Below are 23,910 nucleotides of genomic sequence, written 5' to 3' on the forward strand. Positions count from 1 at the left end.
GGCACCTTGGTGCCGGTGGTTGAACCGTCCAGCACCACCGTGTTCGCAGCCACCGAGGAGATGGTGTTGTTCGCGGCAATGTAGTTGTTGGCGCCGGAGGCCACCAGGATGATGGTGGGCTTCTGGCCGGACGGGCTCACTGAGCCCGAGGGGACGTCGTAGCTGAAGTGGTTGCCCGTAACCGTGTTCCCGCTGCCCGCGAGGTGAACCAGACCGAACAGATCGTCCAGGCCATTGTTGTAGGGCTTGAGGGGATCGAAGGGTTCGATTTGCCGCAGGAAGTGGTTGGCGCCCACGAGGTTCTCCGTGCAGCTGCCTTCGAAGTTGACCATGCCAGGGTAGAACGCGTGGAACCGGTTGCTGGTGATGGTGGAGCGGGTGCAGTTCTTGAAGTGCACACTGCTCTTGCCCCGCGGGAAGACATTGTTGGCGCTGACCAGCAAGCCCATATGGCCCTCAGCGTAGACGGAGAAGCCCACGTAGCCTGCGCCGATCAGGTTGTCGGTGACCTTGGAGGCCTGCCCGGATCCGGTGAGTTCCACGCAGCTGCCGCATTCGGCCAGGAAGTTGCCGCTCACACTCAGCGCATCGGTATCCCTGACCACCAGGCCGTGTTCCAGGTAGACCATGCCCATACCTTCCACCCGGCAGGAGTCGTTCGCGGAATCGAAGCGGATGCCTGTCTTGCCGTTGATGTAGGAGTTTTGGTTGGGGTTGAAGGACACCCCGTCCAGGCAGAAGTTTTGGAACACGATGGAGCTCAGGCGTGGGTCGCCTGTGCGGTAAACCCTGAAGGCGTCGGTGTTTCCGTCAGTGTTTTCCACCCGGATCCGGCTGCCACCCGGGTTGATTTCATACCAGCTTGACGTGTTGCCTGCGTTGTAGCGGATGCTGCTGGACGTGAAGCCGTGCCCGGATCCGCGAATGGTCAGGAAGCTGATGTCGATGTTGACCCGGGTCTTGAGCGAGTAGTCTCCCGGCGGGATGTAGACAACGGCGCCAGGTTTGGATGCCTGATTGGTCTGCTGGGATTTCACATCGGCAATGATGCTGTTGATGATGAGCCCGATGTCGTTGTACGGCGTTGCGGACGGGTTTCCAGGGACAGACCAGGTGGTGACGTCGTAGACAGTGGTCACAGCGTGTTCTCCTCACATCGTTGGGGGTACTGCTTGAGTGGCCTAGCTTCGTGTTGGGTAGTGCATGCGTTGCGCTAGAGCATGCCGATGATTGCCCGGTGGCCCGTGGCTGCCGGGGTCTCCGCGGCAACTGCCTGCTGGGCTGGTTCTTTTGCCAAAGCTTCCTTAGCGGACAGCACGACGGCGGTGGCCGCAACTGCCGCTGCGGGAATCAACCGGAGGATGCTCCTCCGGCTCAGGGGCAGGGATGGGTCCATGGTTCTCCTTCGAACTCGGTGACTGCTTTGGTTGTTGCTTGATCGGCCATGTTGGACGTGTCCAAGGCCGATGGAACGCGACGCACCCGTTCCCGCCCGGCGCACCCCTTCCTGGGATGGGACGCACCCGTTCCCGGCGCACCCCGGGGTACGGGTGCGATCGGCGCAATCGGGTGCGGCCAGGTCACGCACCCCGGGGTACGGGTGCGATCGGCGCAAACGGGTGCGGCCAAGCAACCGGGGCGTTGCCAAAAACTTGCCAAATCAGCCAAAATATGCCAAAACGATTTGTCGAGCGGCGCGGATCACTTTATGGGCATTCAATCCCCAGCGTCAAGAGCCCGAAAAGTTTCGTGGAAAACAGTTGACACACGCGCTCGTCAACCCTAATGTCAATGCCAAGTCGTTTTGGCAAAACGATTTTTCAAGCCAAACAAGCGTTATCCCCATCTCTCTGCAATTTCCGTTCAAGAGAAAGTGAGTCGACAGCGATGTCCACTCGAAACACCATCTCCAAGCTCGTCACCCTCGGCGGGCTGTGCACCGCCGTCGCACTCGTTGCCACCGGTTGTGGCGCCGGCGGTCCCGCACCATCCTCGGGCGGTTCAGGCGGTTCCAGCTCCATCAACGTCCTGGTCGAAGCCGGTGGCCACGCAGAACTGACCGGCGTGGCCGAGCAGTGCAAAAAGGACGCCGGCGTCGACGTGAACTTCGTCGAACTCCCCTACGACGGCATGTTCAACCGCCTCTCCAGCGAGTTCTCCTCCGGCAACGTCTCCTTCGACGTCGCTGCCCTGGACTCCGTATGGCTTCCCAGCTTCAAGGACGCTGTGCAGCCCATCGACGAACTCTTCACAGACGAGGCAAAGAAGGACATCTTCCCGGCCCTGGTGAAGGAAGCCAACGTGGATGGCCACTTCATCGGCATGCCGGCCTGGACCAATGCCGAGATCATCCTGTACCGCAAGGACCTGTTCGAGGACGCCAAGAACAAGGCCGATTTCCAGGCCAAGTACGGCTTCGAGCTCGCTGCCCCCAAGACGTGGAAGCAGTACCAGGACATTTCCGCGTTCTTCACCAAGGACGGAATGTACGGCACGGACGTCAAGGGCGCCGTGGAAACCGAATGGCTGGCCCACGTCCTCCAGGCCGGCTCCCCGATGGTCCTGGACAAAGACAACAATGTGGTCATCGACAACGCCGCCCACAAGGAAGCCCTGGACTTCTATGTGAGCCTCGCGAAGGACGCCCCCACCGGCGCGGCACAGGTTGACTGGGCTGCCGCACAGAACCTGTTCAACCAGGGCAAGACCGCCATGACCCGATTCTGGGCCCACGCCTACCGCCAGATCCCCGCCGATGCTCCGGTGGCCGGCAAGGTGGGAGCCGCAGCGATGATCGGCGGCAGCGCCGGCGTCGCGGGTGTTCCGGGACCGTGGTACCTGTCCGTTCCCAAGGCAACCAAAAACACGGAAGCGGCCAAGAAGTTCGTCAAGTGCGCCTATGACTACAACGACAAGGGAATTGAATCCAAGCTTGGCTTGGCCTCCCGCATCAGTGCCTTCCAGAAGTACCAGGACAAGCCGGGTTACGAGAGCTTCAAGCCACTGATCGAGACCCTCAACGGCAAGGCCACCGCCACCCGCCCCGCAACCGCCAAGTGGCAGCAGATCGTTGACACCGTCCTGATCCCCTTGCTGCAGAAAGCCGTGGCCGGCGGCGACACCTCCGCCCTGCTGGCCGATGCCAAGAAGCAGATCCAGGACCTCCTGAAGTAAGACTCCGCGGCCGGCACCGGCACGCGCACCGCGCGAAAAACAGTGCCGGCCGCGGTCCCAACCAGCAGAAAAGAAATACCGTGCGTATCTCCGATCGCCGCTTCGCCCTCTATTTGATGACGCCCGCGGCACTGTTCCTGGCCGTATTCGTGGCCTACCCGCTCTTCCGCCTGGTGGCAGACAGCTTCTTCAAGATCTCCCCCATTGCCGGCGGCCCCCGCGACTTTGTGGGGTTCCAAAACTACGTCACCGCGTTCACTTCCGAGGCCTTCACCAGCGCCGGATGGCGGACGTTCGCCTACACCCTCGTGGTGGTGACTCTCGAATTCGCCCTCGGTTTGGGCATGGCCCTGCTCTTCACAACGCTCGGCAAAAAGTCCCAGATCTGGCGGACCGTTTTCCTCTATCCTCTGATGATCGCCCCGATCGTGGCCGGCCTGCTGTGGAAGTTCCTGATGATCGACAACTTCGGTCTGATCGGAACGATCCTCCACCAGGCAGGTATCCTGTCCGATCCCAACCAGATCGGGTGGCTGTCCGACCCCAACATCGTGTTGTTCTCCGTTGCCATCCCGGACATCTGGCTCACCACGTCGTTCATGTGCCTCGTCCTGTTCGCCGGGCTCCAGAACATCCCCGGCGACCTCCTCGAGGCGGCCCGCCTGGATGGTGCGCGGGCTCCGGCGCTCCTGTTCCGGATCATCCTTCCCCTGCTTCGTCCCGTGATCGCCGTTGCACTGGTGGTCCGCGGAATCGATGCGGCCAGGGCCTTCGACACGATCCTCATCCAGACCAACGGCGGACCGCAGTCGGCCTCGGAAACCATGAGCCTGCTGATCTACCGCACCATGATCCGTTTCGGCGACCCGGGCCTGGCCAGCGCCATGGGCACCATCTACCTCCTCGCAATGCTCGCCATTGCCTTCGTTGCAGTGGCCACCATCTGGCGGCCAGGAAAGGACAACTGATGAGCAACGCGAGCCTGGCCACCAAAGCCAGCCCACCGCCGTCGAACATCTCGGCACCGCAACCGCTGCGCAAGCGGCGGGGAGTCAACCGTGAAGGCCTCGAAGCCGGCCGACGCAGCACAAGGACCATCCTGTGGATCCTGCTGGCCGTGGCCATGGTCCTCTACGGGTTCCCCTTCCTGTACCTGCTGTTTACCTCGTTCAAGACCCCGATCGACACCATCGCTGTCCCACCGACCATCCTGCCGAAGGAGTGGACGCTGGAGAACTACACCAACGCCCTGGGCCGCAGCGGCGTGGTGGCGTCCTTCATCAACAGCATCCAAACGGCTGTCATCAGCACGCTGCTGTCCTTGGTCCTGGCCGTTCCGGCCGCCTACGGCATCACTCGCTACAAGACGCCGAGCGGCCGCGTCTTCATCATGGCCGCATTGGTCACCCGCATGGTCCCGCCAGTAGCTATTGGCATTCCGCTGGCCTCCATGATGGCCTCCGTGGGTTTGGCGGATACGCCGATTGCTCTGTCCATAGCGCACACCACCATTTCCCTGCCGCTCTCCATTTGGCTGATGTCCAGCTTCTTCGAGTCCGTGCCCCGGGACCTGGAGGAAGCGGCAACCGTGGACGGCTGCAGCCGGCTGGGTGCGCTGTGGCGGGTCGTCATCCCCGTGGTATCCGGCGGCATTGCGGTCACGGCGATCTTTGCCTTCCTGGCTTCGTGGAATGAGTTCCTGTTCGCGTTGCTCATGACGGCCATCCGTTCGCAGACAACGCCCGTGGTGATCGCGAACTTCCAGACCCAGTTCGGCCTGGATTGGGGATCCATGACGGCCCTCGCCGCCGTGTACTCGATCCCGGTCATCCTGCTCACGCTCCTGCTGCAACGCAAGATCGTAGCGGGCATGACGCTGGGCGCGGTCAAGGGCTAGCGCCACCAAGGGCCCGGCGCCACCATCAACGAGTAGCCTACTGATAGCCCTCAGGGGCATCACCAACCATAAGGACGTGGGAGTCACATGAGCAGCAAGAACATCGGTATCAAGGACGTTGCCCTCGCCGCCGGCGTCTCTGTCACCACCGTTTCCCACGTTCTCAACGAGGTCTCGTACGCCCGGATCAGCGAGGAAACCAGGGACAAGGTCCGCTCGGCCGCCGAACAGCTCGGTTACGGCCCTAACCGCCTGGCGCAGGCCCTGCGGACGCAAAGGACCGGGATGCTCGGTTTGGTGAGCGAGGAAATTGCCACCACACCGCACGCCGGCCGGATCATTTTGGGCGCAGACGAGGCCGCGAAGGCCCGGGGCTACAACCTCATGATCATCAACACCCCGGGCTCGGCCAGTCTCGAATCGAGGCAAGCCGATGTCCAGGCACTGTTGGAGAGGCGGGTTGACGGCATCCTGTACGCCACGATGTACCACCGGAACGTTGAGCTTCCGGGCAACCTGGGCAGCGTACCGTCGGTCCTCGTGGACTCCGTCGCCACCGGCGGGAACATCACAGCGGTGGTCCCGGACGAGGACGGCGGCGCCCGGGCTGCTGTCGGGGCACTTCTCGACGCCGGCCACATCCGGGTTGGCTTCATCAACAACACCGACGACGTTCCCGCTACCCGCCAGCGGCTGCAGGCCTTCCGGGCCATGCTCACCGAAGCCGGACTCGACGGCGGTGCGGCACCTGTCGAATCCGAGGTCTCCGAAGTGCAGGGCGGCTATGAGGCCGCCAAACGAATCCTGTCCAGGGAAGACCGGCCTACCGGGCTGTTCTGCTACAACGACCGGATGGCGATGGGTGCTTACCGGGCCGCTGCCGAGTTGGGGCTCAGCATTCCGGGCGACCTGTCCGTGGTGGGCTTCGATGACCAGGAGCTCATCGCAGCCAATCTTTACCCCGGCCTCACCACCGTGGCCCTCCCCCACTACGAGATGGGGGCCTGGGCAACGGATCACCTCATTGATGCCATCGAGGGCAAAGAAGACCTTTCCCTGATGGCGCTCCACCCCACCGTCCTTGGCTGTCCGCTGGTTCGTCGCGATTCCGTCGCGGCTCCCCGGTAACGCCCAACAAACCACTTCAAACGTCCCAAAAGGAACGCCTTTCATGTCCAGTAGCCTTGACGCCGCACGCCCGGAAACAGCCCCGGCCCTCACCCCCAGGTTCCGGCCTGCCATCCATTTCACGGCACAGGACACCTGGCTCAACGATCCCAACGGGCTGGTTTTCCACGACGGTTTGTACCACCTCTTCTTTCAGAACAATCCCTTCGGCAACGTTTGGGGCAACATGTCCTGGGGCCACGCCACGTCCCCCGACCTCCTGCGTTGGACGGAACATCCCGTGGCCATCGCCGGCGATGAAACAGAGGACATCTTCTCCGGAAGCGTGGTGGTGGACCACGGCAACACGTCCGGTTTCGGAACCAAGGAATCGCCGGCTCTGGTGGCTGTGTACACCAGCGCCTTCAAGGCTGGCTCACCGTACGGCGGCACGCAGGCCCAGTCCCTCGCCTACAGCCAAGACGGCGGGATGACCTGGCGTAAATACGAGCAAAACCCCGTCCTCACCAGAAACTCTGCCCATTTCCGCGATCCCAAAGTCTTCCGCTACGAAAGCGCCGGAGGTGCCTTCTGGGTGATGGTCGCCGTCGAAGCGCAGCAGCAGAAGGTGGTTCTCTACCGCTCTGACGACCTCAAGACCTGGGACTTCCTCAGCGACTTCGGCCCGGCCAACGCCGACGCCGGCGAATGGGAGTGCCCGGACCTGTTTCCCCTCCCTGTGGACGGCGATCCGGAGGACATCACATGGGTGCTGATCGTCAATGTGAACCCTGGTGCTGTTGCCGGAGGTTCCGGCGGACAGTACTTCGTGGGAGAGTTCGACGGCGTTACTTTCGTTCCGGACGCAGGCTCACTTGCAGCGCCTTCCGGAGCCACCTCCCTGCCGGAGGGCTCTGCCCGGGCCGAAGCACTGCAGCAGAGCCTGTGGCTGGATTGGGGACGCGACTGCTATGCCTCGGTGTCCTTCAGCAACACCCCGGATGACCGGCGGATCATCATCGGCTGGATGAACAACTGGGACTACGCCAACCAGCTTCCCACTGCACCTTGGCGGTCCTCCATGACTCTTGCCCGCGAACTGCATCTGGAAACCGTGAACGGGGCCTCCCGGCTGGTCCAGCGTCCGGTCCTGGGGAACCCGCAAGAGGAGCTGGTTCAGGGGGGCAGCCTCGAAGTGGGAGCATCAGCCCTCCGCTTGCCGGACGCGGTTCCGGGCGCAGCCCAGGTGATCGAGGCTGAGATCGTGCCAGGGACTGCCGATCGTGTTGAGTTCCGTCTGCTCGCCAGTTCCGACGGACTCCAAGGCACTCTCTTGAGCTACACCCCAAGCAGTGGCCGGCTCACTCTCGACCGCACCCGTTCAGGGGACACCGCATTCCACGAAAAGTTCGCATCCGTTGAATCTGCCCCTGTTTCCCTGGAAAACGGTGCCCTGAAACTGCTCATTGTGGTGGACCAGTGCTCCGTGGAAGTCTTCGCCCAGGACGGCAAGGTGGTCCTGACGGATCTGGTGTTCCCGGATGCCACCAGCCAGGAGAACTGGCTGACCGCTCAGGGCGGCACAGCCACAGTTCGCAAGCTCGCAGTCTCACAAACCGCCTAAGGAGTAGTTATGCAGATCGTCCCAGAGCCTGAAACAGAAGTCGTTGTTGTTGGTGAAGCCTTGGTGGATATCGTTGTCACCCCGCAGGGAACCGTGGAGCACCCCGGGGGCTCGCCCGCGAACGTGGCCTACGGCCTCGGACGCCTCGGTGTGCCTACCGCTTTGTTGACCTCGATCGGAGACGACCCCCACGGGGCCGCCATCGAACGGCACCTGGCACGTGCCGGCGTCGAACTCCTGACCGGTGCCCACCCGGGCGGCCGAACCGCTACGGCAACCGCCACCCTGGCGTCAGACGGTTCAGCCCATTATGACTTCGACATCCAGTGGGAGCTTCCCGCCATTGTTCCGGCGTCCGTGCCTAAACTCCTGCACACAGGCTCGATTGCCACGTTCCTGGAACCCGGCGCGGCGGCCGTGCGAAAGCTGCTTGCGCAGGCACATCAGCGCTGCGTGGTCACCTACGATCCCAACATCCGGCCGGCCCTTGTTGGCAGCCAGGCTCAGGCAAAGTCCATTTTCGAGGATCTCATTCCCTTCACTGACGTGGTCAAACTCAGTGACGAGGACGCGCGCTGGCTCTACCCTTCACTGTCCGTCGATGACATTTCGCGGCGCATCCTGGACCTTGGAACCGGCCTTGTGGTGGTTACCAAGGGTTCGGAAGGATCCGTGCTCTCGACTTTGGGCGCCCGGGTCTTGGTTCCGTCCATCACGTCCACAGTGGCTGACACCATCGGCGCGGGCGACTCCTACATGTCCGCCCTGATCTATGGACTCCTCCAGACTGGAGTTGACCGGCTCACGCCGGAGGCACTGGAGTCGTTGGGCGGCAGGGCCACCAAGGCCGCGGCCATCACTGTACGTCGCGCCGGAGCCAACCCGCCGACGTCGGACGAACTGCTGGCCGAACTGCCAGAACACCAGCCCGCCAACTGACCACCTCCACCACCTCAAGAGGATCCACACCATGTCCAGCAGCAACTACTACGACGTAACCACCTGGCCCAATGGCGACCCGTCCAAGGATGTCGGCGAGGTCATCAACAGCATCATCGCCGACATCAAGGAACGCCAGAACGCCACGGACGTGAACGACGGCGGGAAGCCGGGTGCGGTGATCTACTTGCCGCCGGGCGACTACCGCCTGCGCACGCAGGTGCTGATCGACATCAGTTTCCTCAGGATCCAGGGCTCAGGCCACGGCTTTACATCCTCGAGCATCCGGTTCAACGTTCCCGAGGACGAATGGCCCGATCTCCATGAACTGTGGCCTGGCGGAAGCCGCGTTCTGGTGGATCTCCCTGCCGCAGACAGCACGGACCCGGCGAGCGCAGCCGCGTTCCGTGTTGAGCGTGCCGGCAGCCCGAGGATCAGTTCGGTGGAGTTCGCCAACTTCTGCATCGATGGACTGCACTTCACCCCGGACGGTTCGGACCTGCCGGCGGAGAATACCTACGTCAATGGCAAGACCGGCATCCACGTCGCAAGCGCCAACGACTCCTTCCGCGTCAACGAGATGGGCTTCATCTACCTCGAGCACGCCCTGACCATCCACAACGCCGACGCGCTCTCAATCCACAACAACTTCATCGCCGAATGTGGAAGCTGCATCGAGCTGCGCGGGTGGGGCCAGGCATCCAAGATCACGGACAACCTGATTGGCGCGGGATTCAAGGGCCACTCGATCTACGCGGAAAACCATGGCGGGCTGCTGGTGACGGCGAACAATGTCTTCCCCCGGGGTTCCAGCAGCGTCTTTTTCAGCGGAGTGACGCGCTCCAGTATCACCAACAACCGGCTGCATTCCTTCTATCCAGGGATGGTGGTCCTGGAGCGGAACAGCTCCGAAAACCTCGTGGCCACCAACCACTTCCTCCGCGACCACGAGCCCTGGACTCCGTTCCTCGGGATCGACAATGGGCTGGATGACCTCCACGGGGTCCTCAGCATCAGCGGCAACAACAACTCGGTGATCGGCAACCACTTTTCACAGATCATCGATTCGGAGCACATCCGTCCGGAGGGCGCGACGCCGGTCACCATCCGGCTGCGTGAAGGCACGGGTAACTTCGTGTCCAACAACCACGTGGTTGCCATGGACGTCCACGCCACCGCCAGCGACGACTGCTTCGAAGCCCAAGTGGACGCCCTGCTGACCACTGATGCTGCTGAAGACCTGGCCGTGACAGCTGTCCTGGTGGACCCGGAATCAGCGCGGAACACCATCCTCGACTCCGGCCGGGACCCACAAATCATCGCCGACCGGGCCACAAACGCCATCCGCCCCACCCCCTAACGTGGAGTTTTCGTACAGCTAATGCCCTTAAGATGCGTTCTTAGGGGCATTACCTGTACATAAACTCGCAAGGGGGGGGGCCACATGGCCGAGACCATCCGCACCGCTGCAGCACACGACGCCGGGAAGCTGGCCGAGCTCGCGGCCGTCACCTTTCCGCTGGCGTGCCCTCCAGGCTCCTCACCGGCGGACATCCAGGCACACCTTGAAAAGACGCTGAGCGAAGCCAACTTTTCGGAGTACCTCGCCGACGCGAACATCACCATCATGGTGCTCGACGACGACGGGCAGCTCAACGGGTACACGATGCTGATCGCGAAGCCCACCGGGGACCCCGACGTCGCCTCCGTGCTTTCGGCGCTGCCCTCGACGGAGCTGAGCAAGTGCTACGTCCACCCCGACCACCACGGAAAGGGCGCGGCGTCGAGGCTGATCCACGCTTCCTTGGCACTTGCCACGGACAAGGGCGCGGCGGGTGTGTGGCTCGGCGTGAACAGCCAGAACGCCAAGGCCATCCGCTTCTACGAGAAGAGCGGTTTCCAGCGCGTTGGCACCAAGTCGTTCAAGCTCGGCAACACCGTGGAGCACGACTTCGTCATGGAGAACAGGCTCTAGCCGAACAGGTCCCCGGCCAGGGGCGGCCGCGGATCGTTGCGAAGCTGGAGGCCCTCCGGCAGTCCTTCCACCGTGCCGGAAGTGCCAGAAGCCCGCACCGTCAACCGTGAACTGCCCAGCAGCACATTTTCGGCCGTGAACTCGCCGAACGACGAAGGCAGGATCGGCGCGAGGTGCAGCACGTCCCGGGTGAAGTCGGGGTCGAACCGCAGCAGGATCCTGGCGAGTTGAACGGGAGCCGCAGCCGCCCACGCCTGCGGGGAACACGCCGTCGGATACGGGACCGGCTCCGAAAAGTCTCCCCGGTCAAAGCCGCAAAAAAGCTCGGGAAGCTGGCCACCAAAGTGCTCCGCGGCGTCGAACAGTCCGCTGGCCACCCGGCTGGCTTCGTCCGTGAAGCCGTAGCGCATGAGACCAGTGGCGGCGAGCGCGGTGTCGTGGGGCCAGACCGAGCCGTTGTGGTAGCTCACCGGGTTGTAGGCACCCATGTCGGAACCGAGGGTGCGGATGCCCCAGCCGGTGAACATCTCCGGCGACATGAGCCGCTCTGCGACCTGCGCTGCCTTGTCCTCATCCACGATGCCCACCCAGAGGCAATGCCCCATGTTGGACGTGCACGAATCCACCGGCTGCTTGTCCTTGTCCAGCGCCAGCGCGAAGTAGCCCTTGTCCGGCAGCCAGAACGTCTTGTTGAAGGCCTCCTTGAGTTCTTCGGCGCGGTCCGCGCACCGGCGTTCGACGGCGGTGTCCCCCGCCGCGCGTGCCAGCAGGGACCGGCCCACGTAGGCCGCATAGGCGTACGCCTGGACTTCACAGAGCGCGATCGGGGCCTCAGCCATGCGCCCATCGGCGAAATTGATTCCGTCCCATGAGTCCTTCCAGCCCTGGTTCACCAGACCATGCTCGTTGGGACGCTTGTATTCGATGAAGCCGTCGCCGTCGCGGTCTCCGTATTTCTCCATCCATTCGATGGCCCGGTCGGCGTGGGGCAGCAGGGATTCGATGATGTCCTCGCCGAGTCCCCATCGGCTCAGCTCACCGAGCGTGGAGACGAACAGCGGGGTGGCATCGGCTGTTCCGTAGTAAGCCGTGCCGCCCAAGGAGAGTCCTGCAGTAATTCCCAGCCTGACCTCGTGGGGCATGCGCCCGGGTTCTTCTTCGGAGTCATTGTCCACCTTGCTGCCCTGCAGCCCGGCCAAGGTTTGAAGGGTGCCCGCGGCCAGGCTCGGGTCCACCATGAGGGACATGTAGGAGGCCAGTAGCGAGTCCCGTCCGAACAGGGCCATGAACCACGGCGCCCCGGCGGCGATGGCGGCACGGCCGGGGTGTTCGTCGTCGAAAATCCGCAGCGCGCCCAGGTCCCGTTGGCTTTGCTCCAGGACGTCGGTGACGTTCTGGTCAGTGACTGTGACGCGTGGAACGTGTTCCTCCCATTGCGTTTGGCGGCGGGCTCCTGTGCTGTGCTGCAGGGGCGTTCCCACGGTGAAGCGGTCTTCCGGCGCCTCACCGTTGACCAAGGGCAAGGCGATGATGGTGGTGGACCAGTCCTCGCGGGCGGGAATGGTGACGTTGAAGGTCAAACCTTCACTGGTGACTTTTGCCCCTTGGGCCTGGAACAATACCCCGCGACGCTGGCCACTGGAGTGCAGGGCATCGATGTGCAGTCCGTCTTCCTGTGCAGCCCGAATGGTCTCCTCCGCGGTTCCCACCCTGCCGCCTTTGACGTCGAAGAGGTCTGCGAGATCGGCGTCGAGGAGCAGTTCAATGGTGCAGGTTGATGGCGCGCCGGAGTAGTTGGTGATGGTGATGTCATCGCGCAGTCCAGAGCCAACACTGCGCTGGTGCCGGACTAGCAGTGGGCTCTCAAAGCGCCCGTCCTCGGTGCAGGCCCTGCCGACGTATTCGGCCTGGAAGGAAGCGGGGTTGCGGGCGACCAAGGGTTCCCGGGGTTCGCCGTTGATCCGCAGCACCCAGCGGGACACGATGCGCGTGTCCTGGTAGTAGGCACCCTGCGAGCCGCCTCCATGGATGTCCCCCGCGTGCGCCGAGATGCAGAAGGACGAGCCCTCGACCACTGTCACTGCCCCCAGTTCGGAGGCTCCGGCTTCTGTGTCTGCGTTCCATGCGGTCATGCGCCGAGGCTCCTTCGGGGTTGGGGTTCGGGGCCGGCAGCCTAACGGGCCTGCCTTTGATTCTCTTGCACGTAGGCGCCGCCGTGAACCCCTTTGCTGCCGAATTGTTCAAGGATTCGTGAATACAGGTCCACATGGTCAGCTGCCATGCGTCCGGCGCTGAAGTACTCATCAACGGACCGTCGGCAGTCGGATCGGCTCAGCCGGGCAGCCGCATCCACGAAACCGGCCAGGTGGTGAATTTCCCCCAGGAAGCCTGTCACTCCGTGCTTCACGATTTCCGGGGCGGCCCCCATGGGAGTAGCCACTACTGGCGTGCCGGTGGCCAGCGACTCGATCATGACCAGGCCGAAGGGTTCGGGCCATTGGATGGGGTTTATCAGTGCAATGGCCCCGCCCATGAGCTCGTATTTCTCGGGGTCGGAGAGTTCTCCCAAAAACTCCTCCTGCGGGCCCAGTGCAGGCTCTACGACGTCGCGGAAGAACTCCCGTTCATCTTTGGCGTGCATCTTGGCGGCGATCTTCAGGGGAACTCCGGCTTCACGGGCGATCGCCACAGCTTCCATGAGGCCCTTGTCCGCGCACATCCTTCCGACGAAGCACAGGTAGCCGCCTCGGCCGTTTCCCACGGACACGGTGGACAGGTCCAGCCCATGGTGGATAACGGCGGCTACGTTGAGGTCCGGGAGCATCGACCTCTGGTCATGGGAGATCGCAATGATGGACGTGTCCCTCTGCATGGCGCGGTACAGTTCAGCCGATTGGGCGGTGAGTTGGCCGTGGATGGTGGTGACCACCGGGACATCGGGAGGCCGGTGTGCGTAGAGCGGCCCCGCCAGCGTGTGGTCGTGGATGATATCCACCCCGTCCATGCCGCGGTATGCCCTGATGACATGGCTCAACTCGCTGAGACTGAGGCCAATTTCGTCCGGCTGGCTGGCGCCGAAGCCGGGCATTTGGGGTACCGGGCACGTGCTGTCGGAGGCGGCGGCCAACAGGACTTCGTGCCCCGCATCCACCAGCCCCCGGGCCAGGCAGTCCACTACACGCTCCGTTCCGCCATAGCGTTCCGGCGGGACGGTAAACCAGGGTCCAACAATGAGTCCGATGCGCATGCGGGCCTCCGCGCATAACCCCCTCTACGGTGGGCTGGCTTCACAACCCTCCTCAAGGCTATTCGCGCAGTGAGGAAAATAACAGCTTGTGTTTGGAATGCCTCCGTGCACTTCAAGGTTGACGAGACCATGAAGATTGAGATCTGGTCAGACGTCGCGTGCCCGTGGTGCTACATCGGCAAGCGCCGTTTTGAGACTGCCTTGGCACAGTTCCCGCACCGCGACTCCGTGGATGTTCAGTGGAAGAGCTACCAGCTGGATCCCTCCGTCCCCGAGCACTACGAGGGCACGGAACTGGACTACCTGAGCAAGCGCAAGGGCATGGCTCCGGAGCAGGTCAAGCAGATGTTTGCACACGTCACCGACACAGCCAAGGGCGAAGGTTTGGATTACCACTTCGACAAGGTGGTGGTGGCCAACAGCTTCACCGCACACCGGCTCATCCACCTTGCTGCAACCCATGCGAAGCAGGACGCCGCGAAGGAACAGCTGCTCAGCGACCACTTTGAGCACGGCAAGGACATCGGCAACCAGGAGTACCTTACGGAACTGGGCGCTGCGCTGGGCCTTCCTTCCGAGGAAGTGGAAGAACTCTTCAGCACCGACAAGTTCACCGAAGAGGTGAACCAGGACATCAACGAGGCCCGCGCCATCGGGGTGACCGGCGTTCCGTTCTTCGTCATCGACCGCAAATACGGCATCTCGGGCGCCCAGCCGGCCGAGCTCTTCTCCCAGGCCATGAATCAGGCGTGGCAGGAAGCCAACCCGCTGATCCCGGTGGGCGCCTCCGACGCCGAGGCCTGCGGCCCCGACGGCTGCGCAGTTTAGCCAGCCAGCCGCCGTCGTACCTTAACCCAAGTAGGGGACAGATAACGTCGCTACGAACGTTCGTAGCGACGTTATCTGTCCCCCAGTTGGGCGCCACGCGGTTGGGTGCGGGGCTAGGCTTTCGCGACCTCAAGCTCGACGACGGCCCACGACAATGCGGGCAGCGTCAGGCGCAGCTCCGAGCCAGTGGCCTTGACGTTCTCCAAAGGCTTCAAACCGACCCGGTCCTGCTGTTCCTGGCTGTTGATGGTGAATCGGTCGCCGTCCTCCGGAATCTCCAGGACTTCGGCGCGCAAAACCTGCCGGGCGTCGAAGCCGCGCAGGGCGGTCTCGACGTCGGCCGCCTCTTCCAGGCCGCGGTTCGCGAAGAACAAGGCGACCCGGCCCGTTTCCTCGTTCCACGTGGCGCTGACATCCACCAAATCGGTGTCCCCGAAGCGTTCATTCGAGTACTTGTCGGAATCAACCGAGAGCCGCAGGATCTGACCCTGGGCCAGCTCAGCCATCCGGGCGAACGGGTGGAAGATGGTCTGCTTCCACGCCGGGCCGTTTTCCTCCGAAAGGATCGGCGCGATCACGTTGACCAGCTGTGCCTGGTTGGCGATCTTGACCCTGTCGCCGTGCCGGAGCAACGAGTTAAGCAAGGTCCCCACCACTACGGCGTCCGTCACGTTGTAGTGGTCTTCGATAACCCGCGGGTGCTCGCGCCACGGACCCTTGACGATGTTGCGCAGCTGGTCCTCGGTATCCCGGCCGCGCTGGTACCAAACGTTCCACTCGTCGAAGGACAGGTTGATGTGCTTCTTGTGCTTGCCCTTGGCCCGGACAGCGTCCGCCGTGGCAATGACCGACTCGATAAAGAAGTCGGTGTCGACGGCGGAAGCCAGGAAGCTGCCGACGTCGCCTTCTTCTTCGAAGTAGTAGGCGTGCAGGGAAACGTAGTCGACCTCGTCATAGGTGTGCGTGAGGACAGTCTGCTCCCACTCGCCGAACGTGGGCATCGCGGATTTTGAGCTGCCGCATGCCACGAGTTCAATGGACGGATCCACGTATCGCATGGCCTTGGCGGCTTCCTGGGCCAGGCGGCCGTATTCCTCGGCCGTCTTGTGCCCGATCTGCCACGGCCCGTCCATCTCGTTGCCGAGGCACCAGAGTTTGATGTCGAACGGGTCCTTATGGCCGTTCTTGGCGCGGAGATCCGACCAGTAGGTGCCTGAAGGATGGTTGGAGTACTCCACGATGGCGCGGGCTTCTTCCACCCCCTTGGTGCCCAGATTGATGGCTTCCATGATTTCGGTTCCGGCCTGCCTGGACCAGTCCACGAATTCATGCAGGCCAAAGGCGTTGGTCTCTACGGTGTGCCAGGCGCCGTCCAAGCGGCGGGGCCTGTTTTCGCGCGGGCCGATTCCGTCTTCCCAGTTGTAGCCCGAGACGAAGTTGCCGCCGGGGTACCGGATGACGGTGGCGCCGAGTTCCTTGACCAGCTTGAGGACGTCCTGCCGGAAGCCTTGCTCGTCTGCTTCGGGGTGCCCGGGCTCGTAGATTCCGGTGTAGACGCAGCGGCCCATGTGCTCGACGAAGGAGCCGAAGAGGCGGCGGGGTACTTCTCCAACCGTGAAGTCGCGGTCGAGGGTGATGCGTGCGCGGGACATGAATCTCCTTGGTTGTGTTCTGAAACTGTTGGTAGGCGGTGGTATCGGTCAGGTTCCGGCGAGGCCGGTGGTGGAGATGCCCTTGATGATCTGGCGCTGGAAGAACAGGAAGACGACGATCAGGGGCAGTGCGGCCAGCAGTGCCGACGCCATGTTCTGCGCATACTGCACGCCGTAGGCGCTCTTGATGGTTTGCAGTCCCACGGGAAGGGTCAGCAGACCGTCATCGTTGGTGGAGATGAACGGCCACAGGAAGTTGTTCCACGCGCCGATGAACACAAAGATGGCGACGGCGGCCAGGATCGGCCGGGACAACGGCAGGATGATCTGCAGGAAAATCCTGAGCCGGCTGGCACCGTCCATCACGGCTGCTTCCTCGAGTTCATGCGGAATCTGGTCGAAGAACCTCTTGAGGACAAACACCATGGCGGGATGGATCACCTGCGGCAGAACGATGGCCCACGGCGTATCGATCATCTTGAACGCAAGCATTTGGTAGAAAAGGGGAATCATGAGCACCGGTGGCGGCACGATGATGCTGGCGATGATGGCGATCATCAGCACCTTTTTGCCCTTGAACTCGATCCTGGACAACGCGTACGCCACCAGGGCGGAGATCACCAGGGTGATGAAGGTGATGGCCGCCGAAGTGTAGAGCGAGTTCCACGTCCAGAGCGGGATGTTGCCGGCCTGGAACACGCTGGCGAAAGCGTCGAAGGTAAAGCCCGACGGCGGGAACCAGCTGACTTTCGACGCCGAGGCATCCGCTTCGGATTTGAAGGCGGTAACAGTCGCCCAGGCGAAGGGAACCAACCAGAGAACTGCGAGGACTGCAGCTACCACGACGGCGGCCGCCTTGCCCACAGTCAGCTTCTTGCGTGGCTGACGCAGGACCTGGCCGGAACCGGTACGTGGGATGGAACGGGTGAGGGTTGTATTTGCCATGGCTATGCGCTCCTGCGACGGGTGACGACGAACTGCAAGGCGGAAACCAGCACGATCAGTCCGAAGAAGATGTAGGAGATGGCTGCGGAGTACCCCAGCCGGTATCCGGTGAACCCGGTTTCGAAGATGTACTGGACCACGGGACGGGTAGATCCACCCGGGCCGCCGGAGGTCATCTGGTAGATCTGGTCAAAGACCTTCAGCGAAGCAAGGATCTGAAGAAGCACGATCATCACCGTGGTGGGGGTGAGCTGCGGCAGCGTGATGGAGAAGAACTGCCGCCACGCGCCGGCACCGTCCAGCGAGGCCGCTTCGTAGTGCTGGGCAGGAATGTTTTGCATGGCCGCCAGATAGAGAAGGAAGTTGAACCCCACCGTCCACCAGAGCGTTGCGATCACGATGGACCACATGGCCACGTTGGGGTCGTTGAGCCACCCGACCTTCGGGATGCCGAACTTGGACAGGAAATCGTTGATCAGGCCAAGCTGCGGGTTGTACATCCAGACGAAGAACAGGGAGACAACCGTGGACGCCAGAAGGAACGGGGCAAAGTAGGAAAGCCGCCAGAGCCACTGGGCCGGCAGGCCGATGTTCAACAGCGCAGCCATGACCAGCGCAACCAGCACAAACGGCACTGTGCTGATCACCGTGAAATAGAGCGTGTTGCCCAGGGAACGCCACATCCCGGCATCGGCAAACGCCTCGGAGTAGTTGGAAAAACCAATGAGGGCGTCGTTGGCGCCGGTGAGGGACTTGCCCGTCAGGCTCATGTAGAACCCGTAAAAAATGGGCCAGACGAGGAACACCAGGAAGAACACGAGGAACGGGGCTGCGAAGGCCCATCCGCTCACGTTGTCCCTGCTCCTGCGCAGGGAGGGGCCGGTTTTGATACCGGGTGCAGTTGTTGTCCGTGCTTGGCTGGTCTGCCGGGACACAGTAGAGGAACTCATGAATGACTCCTTTGTCGCTCGGTGTGCGGGTGCCGGTCAGACCGGGTTGGGCCGGGATAGAAGGTCGTTGGTGCGGCCTACGAAGCCGTCCCATCCGTCCTGCGCCTTGCTGCGTCCCAGCAGCACGTTCTGGATGAACTCGGCGAAGTAGTTCTGCCAGTCCGAACCGGATCCACTGAACCAGGCCTCGGGGTCGTAGGAGATGATCTCAGCCGCATTGGCGTAATGGACCTGCGGGGTGAGTTCCTTGTAAGCCTGTGACTGCACCACGGGCTGGTACGCCGGGATATGGCCTGCTTCGGCCCATGACAACGAGCCTTTGAGGATGTCACTGACAAATTTGTAGGCGTCCCTGCGCTTTTCCTCGTCAACAGCGAGCTGCCGCGGAAGGACGAACGAATGCGAATCGGCGTAGGAAGCGGGCGTCCCGTAGAGAGTGGGAATGGTGAGCGCGTCAACCGGCAGCTTTGCCTTTTTCATGGTGGGCAGTTCCCAGCCACCGCTGAAGAGCATGCCCGAGTCGCCGCGGACGAACTCGGCGATACCGGTGTTGATGTCGTTGCCTTTGGCCGCGATGGTGTCGTCAAAGAGCGATGCCATGAACTCCAGTGACTCTACGGCTGCGTCCCGGTTGGCCTGCATGGGTTGGCCCGGAGTCAGGACAATTTCGGCACCGTGCTGCTTGTAGAGCGTGTAAAACAGGCGCCACATCTGTGAGCCGAGGTTCAGGTAGCCGAAGGACAAACCGTGGGATTTGGTGACCTTTTGCATCTCCAGGGCCACGGCCTTGAACTCCGCCGGCGAACTCACATCGCGCAGCTGGCCATTGCTTTCCAACAGACCGGCTTTACCGGCGATGTCCGTGTTGTAGAACATGATGAAAGGGTGGGAATCCAGTGCCAGGGAGAACACTTTTCCGTTTTGCTGGCTCTTTTCCCAGATGCGCGGTGCAAAGTTCTCCGGGGTGATGCCATTCTCCGCCAGCAGGCCCAAGTCCCAGGGCTCAATGAGGCCACCGGGAGCATATCCGGGAACGCGGCTTGCGTGCATGATGGCCACTTCCGGCGGACGACCGCCTGCCGATGCCATGGCGAGCTTGGTGTAGTACGGCGCACCCCAGGCCAACACCGTGGGGTGGACCTTGAAGCCCGGATTCCCGTTGTTGGCGTTGGCGATCATGGCCTGCATCTTGGTGCCGTCTCCTCCGGAGAGGAGATGCCAGAAGTTGATGGTCGGCGTGGATGCTGCTCCTGCTGCGCCGCCACAGCCGGTGAGGCCCGTGGCCAAGAGCCCGCCGCCAAGCAGCGCCGAGCCCGTCAAGAGCTGTCTCCGGGACATACTTCTCCCGGTCAATGATTCAAACTGCTTCACCCGTCACTCCTTTGGAAGGGTCCGCTGAAAGGAAACACACTGCTGCACTGAAGTCCGGCTCCGGTACGTCCCCTCGCGTGGGTAAAAGGTGGCCCAGGGGTGACGCAGCTCTCACATTACATCGTTGTAATAGGCAGGGCAAGAGAAATTGTTAGCGCGAACAATTTTACTTATTGAGCAACCTCAGCGGCTGCTGGAGCGACTTCAGCGGCTGCTGGCCCGCTCTTCGATCGTGTAGGGAACAGCCACAATGCGCTGCGGGTGAGCCCTGTCCGTCATACGCTCAGTGAGCAGGCGCAACGCCTCGGCGGCAATCGCCCTCTTGTCCACGGACACCGTACTAAGTGGCGGCACGGCGAACCGGCCGTCAGCAATGTCGTCAAAACCCGCCACGGCGATGTCCTCCGGAACGCGGACTCCCCGCTTCCACAGGGCATTCAGGGCACCCAGGGCCATCGAGTCAGTGAAGCAGAAGATCGCCTCCGGCAGTGGGTTGCTGTCCAGATACCGCATCAGTGACTTCGCCGCGGAGGCCGGAGTCCATTCTTCGCAGGCGATCATCAGCGACTCGTCCCGCGGAATGCCCAGGGACTGCAGTGCCGCCTCATACCCTTGTGTGCGCTGAATGGCGGTGGCGGATTTCCTTCCCCGGTTGATGCCCAGGACCGCGATGCGCCGACGGCCGGGCCGGGCGAGAGCCAGGGTCATGTCCCGGGCTGCGGCGAAGCTGTCTACGAAAACCCGGTCGGCCAGCTCTTGGGAAACTTCACCCAGCAAGACCACAGGAGGCAGTGCCACACCCACCCGTACGGCGCTCTCATCAAGCACCACGGGGTTGAGGATCAATCCGTCGATCAGGTTGGCCCGCGCGCGCGTCATCAGCTCCTGCTCACGATGCGGATCGGAACCCGTCTCCTCGATCTGAACGCTCCAACCTTGCGCATGGGCCACCTCGACGACACTTTGGGCGAGCTCCGCGGAGAACGGTGTGCCCAGGTTCGGCAGAGCCAGGCCGATAACGCCTGAGCGGCCGTTTCGCAGTCCCCGCGCCGAAAGATTCGGGACGTAGTCCAGCTCCTGCATGGCCCGTTCAACCCTGAGCCGCGTAGGTCCGCTCACCGGGACGATTCCATTCATGACGTTCGAGACCGTTTTGGGTGAGACCCCCGCGCGGCGCGCCACGTCCTTGACCGTTGCGCGCAAGACGCCCCCTTGCTGCAAGTTTTCCGGTTCTCCAGTTTCCCGGTTTTCCACGATGTTACCGTCCGGTCAGGCAGCTTACGCGCCGTGACCCGGTTTGCTGACAGATCGCTGTAAAGTGTCTATATGCCCAGGATCACGGCCGCCACGAACGCTGCCCAACGCGCCGAGACCCAACGTCGGATTCTCACCGCTTTTGGCGAACTCCTCTTCACCCATGGCCTGCCCGGACTGACCATGACCGATGTTGCCCGGCACGCGGGCGTTGGCCGGACAGCCGTCTACAACTACTACGCGGACATGGAGCAGCTCCTCATCTCCTATGCCCTGGATGAGACCGAACGATTCCTCGTGGACCTTCGCGACTCACTGGCGGCACTTCACAACCCGGTGGATCGCCTGGCACTCTACGTCCGGGCGCAGGTGGAGGACCTCAGCCGCCGCCATCTGCCTCCAGGGCCGGCAATGGCCGCCGTCCTCTCCCCCGGTTCCTTCGCAAAGCTCGCAGACCACGTAGGCGAACTCAATGCCCTGCTCCAGGACATCCTCCAGGATGGGGTGCAGCAGGGTTACCTTCCGGACACCGATGTTGCCCAGCTCGCGCGCCTCATCCACGGAACGCTGTCGGCCAGCGCCGCACGACGCAACCGGACGCCCGACGGCGAGACTTCCGCGCCGTCCGCAACCTCCGACGTCGGGCTTCTTGCCGCGCAAGAGGCGCAAACCGCTCAAACCGTGCGCTTTATCCAGCTCGGGGCCGGTGCACGCTTTGACGAAGCAGGCAGGCCGATCCTGCTGGCCACCGCGACGGCAACGGCCTGACGCCGGTGTGTCAGCCGGCAGGCCGCGTGGGAATGATGGGCCACTTGGAGTTGTCGGCGATCCGCAGTTCCTCGCGCGGGCACATGAGCTTGCCAGGGGTCTGGTCCACCAACTGTGGTTCCACGAGACCCTCATAGCCCGGCGTGATGATCACATCCACAGACTCGTCTTCCCGGTTGTCCTGGAAGTAGTCAGTGCCGGTCAGGTTGCGCTGGATGTTGAAGGCAGCCCCCTGGCCCTTGACCCCGGACACCACCACGCCAATGCCGGAATAGGCGGTGTCGCTGTTGCCCACGGAGGCTACCTTGTAGCCACGCGCGGTGAACTGGTCAGCCACAGTTGCCGCGAGCCCGCTGCGCGAGGTGGCGTTGAGGACGTTGAGCTGGACGGTCTCGTTGGGCACGTAGTCGAAGGTGGTGGAAGGGCAGAGGCTGGAAGGCGCCTTGCTGGCAATCGCCGTCGGCACCTTGATGACGCCGTTCATGATGGCCCAGGCGCCTACCGCACCGGCAGCTATCACGCCGAGCAACAAGACCAGGACGATTCCGTGGAACAAGCGGCGCCCGAATCTGCCGCGTCGGACCGGGACGTCATCGGCAAACGTTGCCCTGAGTTCCGGCCCTGTCACCACGTGATGGCCGTGCAACTGCGTCACATCCTTGGGACGCTTACGTTTTTTTGCCCGGGACTCGATCTGATCCGGCCCGGACACCCTAACCATCGATCACCAATACACGTGCGTGGATTGCTGTCCTCTGGTGCAGCGCCGTGCGGACCGCGCGATGGAGGCCATCCTCGAGGTACATTACGCCCTGGTACTGGACCACGTGCGGGAACAGATCTCCAAAGAACGTGGAGTCTTCAGCCAGCAACGCCTCCAGGTCCAAGGTCCGCTTGGTGGTGACCAGATCGTCCAACCGCACAGGGCGCGGGGGCAGCGCGGCCCAGTCCCTCGGCGCGGAGTATCCATGGTCAGGGTACGGGCGTCCCTCGCCCACAGCTTTGAAGATCACCCTGCAAGCCTATGGAAGATGCCGCCCTAACGGAACTTGTGACCCACGGCACAGGCAGGTTGTAGCCAAAAGGTGACTATCCTTCATTGGGGCGTCACAGACGTCACAGCTGTGTGGGGACTCTGCGGGACTGACAGAATAGGGGCATGACCCAACCGCTCCAAGCTACTGACCGGACCGCTGCCCGCGCCGAGCCCGCACTGGCTTTGTTGCTGGATGTCGATGGCCCCATCGCCAGCCCCGTGACGCGCGATGTCAAGCCGGACATCATCGCTGATCTGGTGGCCCTCGCCTCGGCCGGTATTCCGGTCATCTTCAACACCGGCCGTTCCGACGCCTTCATCGCCCAGCAGGTCATGGAACCCATGATTGCCGCGGGTATGCCCGCCAATACGGTGATCCACGCGATTTGCGAGAAGGGCGCCGTCTGGTTCAGCTACACAGCGGAAGGGCCCGGCCCCATCCACGTGGACCATGAACTCTCCGTTCCCAAGGCCTACGGCGACGACATCCGCAGGCTCGTGGCTGAGGATTACTCGGCGCACATGTTCTTCGACGAGACAAAGCGCGCCATGGTCTCCGTCGAGCAGCACCTGGACGTAGCCAGCGCCGATTACCTGGCTGAGCAAAAGCTGTTCGACGCCGACGCACTGGGCATCATGGAACAGCACGGCCTCAACGCCGCCATCCTGGACCACCACGCTCCCGGATCCGACGACACCGCGGACTACCGCCTGGATCCCACCATCATCTCCACGGACATCGAGTCTGTACGGCTTGGCAAGGACCTGGGAGCCAGCCGCGCTGTGGAACTCCTCGCGGCCCAGGGCGTCACGCCGCGCTCCTGGCGCACTGTGGGAGATTCCCGGACGGATTACGCCATGGCAGACTGGCTGCACCACAACGATCACGACGTGAAGCACGTGGATGTCCGGCCTGCGGACGGCGTGCCGGTGAAACCGTACGCCATCCTGACCGCCGCGGACCTGGATCTTGCCGACGACGTGATCCACGACGACGCCGGCGGAGCGTTCCTGCGCAGCTGGCGCGAGGCCCTGGCCATCTAGAGCTTCACCACCTACACACGCACCACCGACGATCCCGGAGAAACAGCCATCACACAAGCACAGGTCGATCCGATTTACCACGGCAGCCCGTCCGTCGAA

General features: G+C 62.8%; 22 protein-coding genes. 11 read left to right on the forward strand and 11 right to left on the reverse strand.

Annotation, left to right across the window (positions count from 1 at the left end; translation table 11 throughout):
• A partial coding sequence (locus ACFVSI_RS16765) for a NosD domain-containing protein (RefSeq protein WP_387826029.1) occupies window positions 1-1,139 on the reverse strand: 1,139 nt, incomplete at its 3' end.
• 74 nt (window positions 1,140-1,213) lie between these two features.
• Window positions 1,214-1,396, reverse strand: coding sequence for a hypothetical protein (locus ACFVSI_RS16770; RefSeq protein ID WP_262277215.1), 183 nt, complete (start codon window positions 1,394-1,396; stop codon window positions 1,214-1,216).
• Window positions 1,397-1,887: 491 nt separating this feature from the next.
• Between ACFVSI_RS16770 and ACFVSI_RS16775 the strand changes: the two genes are divergently transcribed.
• The 8 genes from ACFVSI_RS16775 to ACFVSI_RS16810 all read left to right on the forward strand — a co-directional run bounded on the left by ACFVSI_RS16775 (window position 1,888) and on the right by ACFVSI_RS16810 (window position 10,716).
• Window positions 1,888-3,174 (forward strand): ABC transporter substrate-binding protein, encoded by a 1,287-nt coding sequence (locus ACFVSI_RS16775; RefSeq protein WP_387826032.1) that lies wholly within the window; start codon window positions 1,888-1,890, stop codon window positions 3,172-3,174.
• Between the two features lie 80 nt (window positions 3,175-3,254).
• Window positions 3,255-4,142, forward strand: a complete 888-nt coding sequence (locus ACFVSI_RS16780) for a carbohydrate ABC transporter permease (RefSeq protein ID WP_387826035.1) — start codon at window positions 3,255-3,257, stop codon at window positions 4,140-4,142.
• Window positions 4,142-5,071, forward strand: coding sequence for a carbohydrate ABC transporter permease (locus ACFVSI_RS16785; protein WP_387826038.1), 930 nt, complete (start codon window positions 4,142-4,144; stop codon window positions 5,069-5,071). Before ACFVSI_RS16780 ends, ACFVSI_RS16785 begins: the two co-directional genes overlap by 1 nt.
• An 87-nt stretch (window positions 5,072-5,158) precedes the next feature.
• Window positions 5,159-6,199: a LacI family DNA-binding transcriptional regulator gene (locus ACFVSI_RS16790; protein WP_387826041.1), complete on the forward strand. Its 1,041-nt coding sequence runs from the start codon at window positions 5,159-5,161 to the stop codon at window positions 6,197-6,199.
• A gap of 43 nt (window positions 6,200-6,242) precedes the next feature.
• A complete protein-coding gene (locus ACFVSI_RS16795) occupies window positions 6,243-7,802 on the forward strand; it encodes a glycoside hydrolase family 32 protein (protein WP_387826044.1) in 1,560 nt (519 codons plus the stop codon).
• A gap of 9 nt (window positions 7,803-7,811) precedes the next feature.
• Complete coding sequence (locus ACFVSI_RS16800; protein WP_387826047.1) at window positions 7,812-8,741, forward strand: carbohydrate kinase; 930 nt, start codon at window positions 7,812-7,814, stop codon at window positions 8,739-8,741.
• 31 nt (window positions 8,742-8,772) lie between these two features.
• Complete coding sequence (locus ACFVSI_RS16805; RefSeq protein WP_387826050.1) at window positions 8,773-10,101, forward strand: NosD domain-containing protein; 1,329 nt, start codon at window positions 8,773-8,775, stop codon at window positions 10,099-10,101.
• Between the two features lie 84 nt (window positions 10,102-10,185).
• Window positions 10,186-10,716, forward strand: a complete 531-nt coding sequence (locus ACFVSI_RS16810; protein ID WP_387826053.1) for a GNAT family N-acetyltransferase — start codon at window positions 10,186-10,188, stop codon at window positions 10,714-10,716.
• On the opposite strand, the gene ACFVSI_RS16815 is transcribed toward ACFVSI_RS16810, so the two are convergent.
• A complete protein-coding gene (locus ACFVSI_RS16815; protein WP_387826056.1) occupies window positions 10,713-12,848 on the reverse strand; it encodes a glycogen debranching N-terminal domain-containing protein in 2,136 nt (711 codons plus the stop codon). The two genes, ACFVSI_RS16810 and ACFVSI_RS16815, sit on opposite strands and share 4 nt — an antisense overlap.
• A 41-nt stretch (window positions 12,849-12,889) precedes the next feature.
• Window positions 12,890-13,963, reverse strand: a complete 1,074-nt coding sequence (locus ACFVSI_RS16820) for a glycosyltransferase family 4 protein (protein WP_387826059.1) — start codon at window positions 13,961-13,963, stop codon at window positions 12,890-12,892.
• Window positions 13,964-14,092: 129 nt separating this feature from the next.
• On the opposite strand from ACFVSI_RS16820, the gene ACFVSI_RS16825 reads away from it, so the two are divergent.
• On the forward strand, window positions 14,093-14,791 hold the full coding sequence (locus tag ACFVSI_RS16825) for a DsbA family oxidoreductase (protein WP_387826186.1): 699 nt from the start codon (window positions 14,093-14,095) through the stop codon (window positions 14,789-14,791).
• Window positions 14,792-14,904: 113 nt separating this feature from the next.
• On the opposite strand, the gene ACFVSI_RS16830 is transcribed toward ACFVSI_RS16825, so the two are convergent.
• The 5 genes from ACFVSI_RS16830 to ACFVSI_RS16850 all read right to left on the reverse strand — a co-directional run bounded on the left by ACFVSI_RS16830 (window position 14,905) and on the right by ACFVSI_RS16850 (window position 20,912).
• Window positions 14,905-16,443 (reverse strand): alpha-N-arabinofuranosidase, encoded by a 1,539-nt coding sequence (locus ACFVSI_RS16830; RefSeq protein ID WP_387826062.1) that lies wholly within the window; start codon window positions 16,441-16,443, stop codon window positions 14,905-14,907.
• Window positions 16,444-16,491: 48 nt separating this feature from the next.
• On the reverse strand, window positions 16,492-17,388 hold the full coding sequence (locus ACFVSI_RS16835; protein ID WP_387826065.1) for a carbohydrate ABC transporter permease: 897 nt from the start codon (window positions 17,386-17,388) through the stop codon (window positions 16,492-16,494).
• 2 nt (window positions 17,389-17,390) lie between these two features.
• Window positions 17,391-18,338, reverse strand: coding sequence for a carbohydrate ABC transporter permease (locus ACFVSI_RS16840; RefSeq protein ID WP_387826068.1), 948 nt, complete (start codon window positions 18,336-18,338; stop codon window positions 17,391-17,393).
• Between the two features lie 36 nt (window positions 18,339-18,374).
• Entirely contained in the window at window positions 18,375-19,709 is a 1,335-nt protein-coding gene (locus tag ACFVSI_RS16845) for an extracellular solute-binding protein (protein ID WP_144661455.1), read from the reverse strand.
• Between the two features lie 204 nt (window positions 19,710-19,913).
• Window positions 19,914-20,912, reverse strand: a complete 999-nt coding sequence (locus tag ACFVSI_RS16850; protein WP_387826072.1) for a LacI family DNA-binding transcriptional regulator — start codon at window positions 20,910-20,912, stop codon at window positions 19,914-19,916.
• Window positions 20,913-21,035: 123 nt separating this feature from the next.
• Here ACFVSI_RS16850 and ACFVSI_RS16855 point away from each other — a divergent pair, with 123 nt between their 5' ends.
• Entirely contained in the window at window positions 21,036-21,731 is a 696-nt protein-coding gene (locus ACFVSI_RS16855; protein ID WP_387826074.1) for a TetR/AcrR family transcriptional regulator, read from the forward strand.
• Window positions 21,732-21,741: 10 nt separating this feature from the next.
• On the opposite strand, the gene ACFVSI_RS16860 is transcribed toward ACFVSI_RS16855, so the two are convergent.
• Window positions 21,742-22,386 (reverse strand): LytR C-terminal domain-containing protein, encoded by a 645-nt coding sequence (locus tag ACFVSI_RS16860; RefSeq protein WP_387826077.1) that lies wholly within the window; start codon window positions 22,384-22,386, stop codon window positions 21,742-21,744.
• Window positions 22,387-22,444: 58 nt separating this feature from the next.
• Window positions 22,445-22,744 (reverse strand): type II toxin-antitoxin system VapB family antitoxin, encoded by a 300-nt coding sequence (locus ACFVSI_RS16865; protein WP_018778077.1) that lies wholly within the window; start codon window positions 22,742-22,744, stop codon window positions 22,445-22,447.
• A gap of 146 nt (window positions 22,745-22,890) precedes the next feature.
• Here ACFVSI_RS16865 and ACFVSI_RS16870 point away from each other — a divergent pair, with 146 nt between their 5' ends.
• Window positions 22,891-23,811, forward strand: coding sequence for a hypothetical protein (locus tag ACFVSI_RS16870; protein ID WP_387826080.1), 921 nt, complete (start codon window positions 22,891-22,893; stop codon window positions 23,809-23,811).
• Window positions 23,812-23,910: the final 99 nt, after the last annotated feature.

The organism is Paenarthrobacter sp. NPDC057981 (genome assembly GCF_042886835.1).
GTDB lineage: Bacteria > Actinomycetota > Actinomycetes > Actinomycetales > Micrococcaceae > Arthrobacter.

Bases quoted from the DNA above. Each gene is read 5' to 3' on its own strand.
- ACFVSI_RS16810 (WP_387826053.1), top strand. From the start codon at position 10,186: ATGGCCGAGACCATCCGCACCGCTGCAGCACACGACGCCGGGAAGCTG.
- ACFVSI_RS16800 (WP_387826047.1), top strand. From the start codon at position 7,812: ATGCAGATCGTCCCAGAGCCTGAAACAGAAGTCGTTGTTGTTGGTGAA.
- ACFVSI_RS16770 (WP_262277215.1), bottom strand. From the start codon at position 1,396: ATGGACCCATCCCTGCCCCTGAGCCGGAGGAGCATCCTCCGGTTGATT.
- ACFVSI_RS16785 (WP_387826038.1), top strand. From the start codon at position 4,142: ATGAGCAACGCGAGCCTGGCCACCAAAGCCAGCCCACCGCCGTCGAAC.
- ACFVSI_RS16840 (WP_387826068.1), bottom strand. From the start codon at position 18,338: ATGAGTTCCTCTACTGTGTCCCGGCAGACCAGCCAAGCACGGACAACA.
- ACFVSI_RS16855 (WP_387826074.1), top strand. From the start codon at position 21,036: ATGCCCAGGATCACGGCCGCCACGAACGCTGCCCAACGCGCCGAGACC.
- ACFVSI_RS16820 (WP_387826059.1), bottom strand. From the start codon at position 13,963: ATGCGCATCGGACTCATTGTTGGACCCTGGTTTACCGTCCCGCCGGAA.
- ACFVSI_RS16825 (WP_387826186.1), top strand. From the start codon at position 14,093: ATGAAGATTGAGATCTGGTCAGACGTCGCGTGCCCGTGGTGCTACATC.
- ACFVSI_RS16795 (WP_387826044.1), top strand. From the start codon at position 6,243: ATGTCCAGTAGCCTTGACGCCGCACGCCCGGAAACAGCCCCGGCCCTC.
- ACFVSI_RS16835 (WP_387826065.1), bottom strand. From the start codon at position 17,388: ATGGCAAATACAACCCTCACCCGTTCCATCCCACGTACCGGTTCCGGC.
- ACFVSI_RS16790 (WP_387826041.1), top strand. From the start codon at position 5,159: ATGAGCAGCAAGAACATCGGTATCAAGGACGTTGCCCTCGCCGCCGGC.
- ACFVSI_RS16870 (WP_387826080.1), top strand. From the start codon at position 22,891: ATGACCCAACCGCTCCAAGCTACTGACCGGACCGCTGCCCGCGCCGAG.
- ACFVSI_RS16815 (WP_387826056.1), bottom strand. From the start codon at position 12,848: ATGACCGCATGGAACGCAGACACAGAAGCCGGAGCCTCCGAACTGGGG.
- ACFVSI_RS16775 (WP_387826032.1), top strand. From the start codon at position 1,888: ATGTCCACTCGAAACACCATCTCCAAGCTCGTCACCCTCGGCGGGCTG.
- ACFVSI_RS16805 (WP_387826050.1), top strand. From the start codon at position 8,773: ATGTCCAGCAGCAACTACTACGACGTAACCACCTGGCCCAATGGCGAC.
- ACFVSI_RS16830 (WP_387826062.1), bottom strand. From the start codon at position 16,443: ATGTCCCGCGCACGCATCACCCTCGACCGCGACTTCACGGTTGGAGAA.